At 67.7% G+C, this 5311-nt stretch carries 4 protein-coding genes; all 4 read right to left on the bottom strand.

The window, feature by feature from the left end; all coding sequences use genetic code 11:
• Positions 1-89: 89 nt before the first annotated feature.
• Entirely contained in the window at positions 90-2375 is a 2286-nt protein-coding gene (locus tag VAE53_RS12010) for a transglutaminase domain-containing protein (RefSeq protein ID WP_322819608.1), read from the bottom strand.
• On the bottom strand, positions 2363-3613 hold the full coding sequence (locus tag VAE53_RS12005; protein WP_322819607.1) for a DUF58 domain-containing protein: 1251 nt from the start codon (positions 3611-3613) through the stop codon (positions 2363-2365). The genes VAE53_RS12010 and VAE53_RS12005 overlap by 13 nt, the downstream gene beginning before the upstream one ends.
• An 8-nt stretch (positions 3614-3621) precedes the next feature.
• Positions 3622-4572, bottom strand: coding sequence for a MoxR family ATPase (locus tag VAE53_RS12000; RefSeq protein ID WP_322819606.1), 951 nt, complete (start codon positions 4570-4572; stop codon positions 3622-3624).
• 86 nt (positions 4573-4658) lie between these two features.
• Positions 4659-5276 (bottom strand): TetR/AcrR family transcriptional regulator, encoded by a 618-nt coding sequence (locus tag VAE53_RS11995; protein WP_322819605.1) that lies wholly within the window; start codon positions 5274-5276, stop codon positions 4659-4661.
• Positions 5277-5311 lie beyond the last annotated feature (35 nt).

The following is a 5311-nucleotide window of genomic DNA, read 5'->3' as shown; positions in this document are numbered from 1 at the left end:
GCCGTTGGCGGTGACGGCGATGCCGACCCAGCCGAGGGGGGTGTCGATGAGGGCGGCTGGGAGGGGTTGGTGGTGGGTGGTGTTGTCGTTCATGGCTGGCGTCGGGGCTTGCGGCGGAGGAGGCGGCCGATGAGGGCGCTGCGGAGGGAGCGGTAGGCGGCGACGGCCTCGGCCTGGTCGATGCGTTGGCGGTCGGGCGGGCCGTAGCGGGTTTCTTCGTAGGCTTGGGTGAGCCGTTCGGCGGGCTGTTGGCGTTGGAGGGAGCGTCCGAGGCGGCGAGCCCATTCGCGGGGGGTTTCGGTTGGCTTGGTGCCGAGGCCGGCCCAGCCCGCGAGGCGCTGGGTATGGGCCCAGAGGCGGGCGCGTTGGTCGAGCCCGGCGAGGCCCCAGTTCCAGGCGATGCGGATGCCGAGGGCGCCGGCTGCGAGAAGGGCGAGGATGGTGAGCGGGATGAGGATGAGGAGCCAGTTGGGGGTTTGGCTGATGACGGGCTCTTCGGCGAGGGCTTCTTGGACGGGGTCGGTGCCGCCGGTGGGGTCGCGGTAGTCGGGGCCGAAGAGCTCTTCGAGGGAGGGCTCGACGAAGGGGTCGGAGGGGACGAGGGGCTGGCTGAAGCCGCCGGCGCCGCCCTCGGGCCGGTCGGAGGTGGGGTTGAATTCGACCCATCCGTAGGAGGGGAAGAAGACTTCGACCCAGCTGTAGGCGTCGCTTTTGCGGACGGTGTAGAGGGTTTCTTCGCCGGTGCCGGGGGTGAGGACGTAGCCGACGGCGACGCGGCAGGGGATGCCGATGGTGCGGAGCATGACGCACATGGCCGAGGCTTGGTAGTCGAAGTAGCCGCGCTTGAGCTCGAAGAGGAGGTATTCGACGGCGTCGCGGCCGGGTGGGGGGGCGGGGACGGTGAGGTCGTAGGGGAAGGTGCGGAGGTAGGCTTCGATGGCTTTGGCTTGTTGGTAGGGGGTGGTGGCGCCGGATGCCTGGACGATTCGGCGGGTTTCGTCGCGGACGGTCTGGGGGAGGGAGTTGGGGAGCTGGAGGTAGCGTTCGAGGATCCAGGAGGGGTAGGCGGTTCCGGCGGCGTCGAGCTGTTGGGCGGTTGCGGTGGAGACGGAGCCGAAGCTGTTGTAGGTGTCTTCGGGGCCGAGGGCGATGCGGCTTCGCATGCGTTCGATGTCGCCGGATTGGCCGGGAGCGGCGTCGATGCGGGTGTCGATGTTGGCGGCGAGGGGGACGCCTGGGGTGAGGATGGTGCTTTCGGAGGAGAGGAGTTTGATGCGGAGGATGGCGACGGTGCGGGCTTGGTAGGTGGCGGTTTGGGGGTCGACGGCGAGGTCGCGGGCGTCGACTCGGGCGCTGTCGCGCGGGCCGGCTTTCCAGCCGTTGCCGGTGTAGACCTCGTAGCTGGTGGCGCGGATGAGGCCTGCGTTGGCGCTGTTGACTTCGAGGAGGCGTTTGGTGCCGAGGGTGACGTCGCCTTGGATGGGCAGGGTGTTGCCGAAGGTGTGGAGGTTGGCGCCGCGGCGGGAATCGATGTTGTGGAAGAGGCGGACGAGTTGGTCGGATTGGGAGGTGATGGGGCGGAGGAGGGTATCGAAGATGGATTCGGCGGCCTTGGCTTGGTTGCCGAGGGGGAGCGACCAGGCGATGACGACGAGGGCGGCGGCGGCGGTGACGGTGAGCTGGATGAGGCTGACGGAGATGAATTCGGGGTAGTCGATGCCTTCGGCGCGCCAGCGGGCGAGGTTTTTCTGGAGGTGGACGCGGGAGATGAGGACGATGGCGCCGAAGAGGAAGATGACGAAGTCGCCGGTGGGCTGGCCATCGAGGAAGGAGATGTTGGTGAGGAGGACGAATCCGCCGGGGAGGAGTGCGAGCCAGGCGTTGTGCCAGCGGAAGAGGCTCCAGGCGGCGGCGTAGGCGGCGAGCCAGGTGATGGCGTGGACGAGGGTGACGAAGGGGAGGTTGTCGTTGGAGATGTCGCCGGAGCGGACGATGTGGAACCATTCGACCATGCGGAAGCGGAAGTCGGCGAGGCGGTCGGCGAGGGTGGGGCCATCGGCGTAGGTTTGGGCGACGAGGGTGACGATGGTGGCGCCGATGAGGAGGCCGAGGGGGTGGATGGCGAGTGCGGGTGCGCGGACGCGGGCGGTGAGCATGCCGACGAGGAGTCCGGCGAGGACGGTGGGGATGAAGGGGGGCATGCGCTCGACCCAGTCTGCTTGGTCGAGGGAGTGGCCGATGGCGACGAAGGTGACGATGGCGACGGCGAGGGTGAGCCAGTCTTCCCAGCTCATGACGATGCGGGGGAGGTCGATGGCTGCGGTGCCGACGGTGCGCGCGGGGCTTCGGTGGATGGATGGGTTCAGGCCTGCCATGCGCTGCCTCCTGCGCCCGCGGGGCCGAGGGCGAGGGAGAGGTCATCGCCGCGGCGGACGATGTAGGTGAGGATATCGGATGCGGTGAGCTGTCCGTAGAGGAGGAGTGGGGAGCGTTCGCTTCCGAAGGTGGAGGGGTCGACGAGGACGACGGCGGCGCGGACGCCGCGCTGGGTGAGGGATTGGATGGCGGTGAGCCAGTGGTCGTCGGTGGAGGCGGTGACGATGACGAGGGTGGTGTGGCGGCCGAAGCGGCGTTGTTCTTCGAGGAGGAGGGCTCCGAGGGGGGCGTCGCCGACGGCGCTGGCGGTGGCGAGGGTTTCGAGGATGCGGGTGAGCTGGTTTTGGCCGCGTTCGGGTTCGAGGATGCGGAGATCGCGGCCGAACTGGATGAGGCCTGCGGGGCGATTGGCGATGATGTAGTGGCGGGCGATGCTGGCGGCGATGCGGACGGCGTATTCTTCGGTGGAGTCGTCGCCGGAGCCGGCGTGGATGCGGCGTTCGAGGTCGAGGATGACCCAGATGTCGGAGGCTGGGTCGAGCTCGAAGGTTTTGACCATGAGTTCGCCGGTGCGGGCGGTGGAGCGCCAATGGATGCGGTTGAAGGCATCGCCGGGGGCGTATTCGCGGATGCCTGCGGCGTTGGGGGTGACGTAGTGGGTGCGGCGGCGGTAGCGGCCTTCGCCGGGGAGGTTGGCGGGTGGTGCTTGGAAGTGGGGGAGTTCGACGACGGGGGGATAGACGAGGATCTGCTGGGCTTGGCCGAACTGGCGGGTGCGACGGAAGATGCCGAAGGGGTCGACGGCGGTGACAGTGAGTGGGCCCCATTCGTAGAGGCCGCGGCGGAGGAGGGGGGTGGTGACGATCCAGTTGCGGGAGCGGCGGGGTGGGATGGTGACGATGCGGCGGGAGCGATGGCGGGGTAGGCCGGATGGGTCTTCGATTTCGAGCCAGACTTTGGGGAGGAGGGTGGTGTTGCGGACTTCGATGATTTCGAGGGCTTCCTGTCCGACTTGGGCGCGGGAGGTGCGGCGGTCGGCGAATGCTTGGAGGCCGCGGGTATTCCACCAGGTGTAGAGCCAGGCGAGGGGGATGGCGAGGGCGATGATGTAGACGAGGCGGAAGAGGAGCCAGAAGCCTGTGGCGAAGGCGACGAAGATGCTGAGGAGGAGGATGGCGAGGATGAGGGTGAGGGTTCGGCGTTCGGGGGCGAGGGCGGCGCTGAGCTGCCGGCGCACGGTGGTCCTCAGGCGCGGGCGCGGGCCCCGGGGACGGGGACGCGCTGGAGGCACTGGGCGATGACGTCGGCCTGGGTGACGCCTTTGACTTTGGCGCCGGGGCTGACGATGACGCGGTGGGCGAGGGTGAAGACGGCGAGGTCTTTGACGTCGTCGGGGATGACGAAGTCGCGGCCTTCGAGGAGGGCGCGGGCCTGTGCGGTGCGGAAGAGGGCGAGGGAGCCGCGCGGGCTGGCGCCGAGGTAGACGGCTTCGTGTTCGCGGGTGGCGTTGGCGAGCTGGACGATGTACTGCTTGATGAGGGGGTCGACGTAGATTTCGCGGACGGCGCGTTGGAGTTGGAGGATTTCGTTGGCGTCGGTGATCTGTTGGAGGGATTCGATGGGGTGGCGGTTTTGTTGGTTGTCGAGGACGAGCACTTCGTCGGTGGGGCTGGGGTAGCCGAGGTACATGCGGATGAGGAATCGGTCGAGTTGGGCTTCGGGGAGGGGGAAGGTGCCTTCGTATTCGATGGGGTTTTGGGTGGCGAGGACCATGAAGGGCTGGGGCATGCGATGGGTGATGCCATCGACGGTGACCTGACGCTCTTCCATGGCTTCGAGGAGGGCGGACTGGGTTTTGGGGGTTGCGCGGTTGACTTCGTCGGCGAGGACGACTTGTGCGAGGATGGGGCCGGGGCGGAATTCGAAGTCGCCGGTTTTTTGGTTGTAGATGGAGACGCCGGTGACGTCGGAGGGGAGGAGGTCGGGGGTGAATTGGATGCGGCGGAAGGTGCAGCCGGTGGAGATGGCGATGGCGCGGGCGAGCATGGTTTTGCCGACGCCGGGGACGTCTTCGATGAGCATGTGGCCGCCGCAGAGGAGGGCGGTGACGGCGAGGCGGATCTCCCGGGTTTTGCCGACGATGACGTGTTCGACGTTTTGGATGATCCGCTCTGCGATGATCTTTGGGTCTTCCACGGGCCGGCTCCGGGGCCGGGGCAGGGGAGTGGGGTTTGCCCCGGGTTTGGTTGCGGGAATTATAGCGCCGCGCGATAGGGGGCCGGTTAAGTCCCTTTCGCGTGGTGGGAGCTACCTGGGACGAGGAGGGCGCGGAGGACGAGCTGGACGATGCCGGGGACGATGGAGGGGGCTGGGGAGGTTGCGGTGGCGGCGCTCATGACGACGAGGGGGTCGGCGGCGCCGGCGATGAAGAGTCGTGCGGTTGGGATGTCGAGGTCGGGGTGGAACAGTCCGTTCTGGATTCCGCGCTGGATGATGTTTTCGAGCCGAGGGTCGGCGAACCACTGGAGGACGCGCTGTTTGATTTGTTGGAATTCGGGGGCGGCCATGATGTCCATGGCGAGGGGTGAGGTGCGGGCGAAGGTTTCGGCGAGGGTGGTGATGTAGCCGGCGATGGCGGCGATGGGGTCGTCGGTGGCGAGGACGCGGGTGAGGGCGTGGTCGGCTTCGTCGAGGAGTTCGGCGGTGACGGCGGCGACGAGGTCGAATTTGGCGGGGAAGTTTCGGTAGATGGTGCCGACGCCGACTCCGGCGCGCTCGGCGACTTGGCGGACGTCGACGCTGGCGCCGTGTTCGACGAAGAGGTCGCGTGCGGCTTGGATGATGCGTTCGCGGTTGAGGCGGGCATCGGCGCGTTCGGTGCGGCGGGAAGGTGCGCTCATTGTCGATGGGAAGGATACACGATTCGCGTCTTGAT

It is taken from the genome of Tepidiforma sp., assembly GCF_034432735.1.
GTDB lineage: Bacteria > Chloroflexota > Dehalococcoidia > Tepidiformales > Tepidiformaceae > Tepidiforma.
This window is presented reverse-complemented; position numbering and strand designations above follow the sequence as displayed.

What these genes read in the sequence shown, in the direction of transcription:
- VAE53_RS12010 (WP_322819608.1), bottom strand. Translation starts at nt 2,375, where the DNA reads ATGGCAGGCCTGAACCCATCCATCCACCGAAGCCCCGCGCGCACCGTC.
- VAE53_RS11995 (WP_322819605.1), bottom strand. Translation starts at nt 5,276, where the DNA reads ATGAGCGCACCTTCCCGCCGCACCGAACGCGCCGATGCCCGCCTCAAC.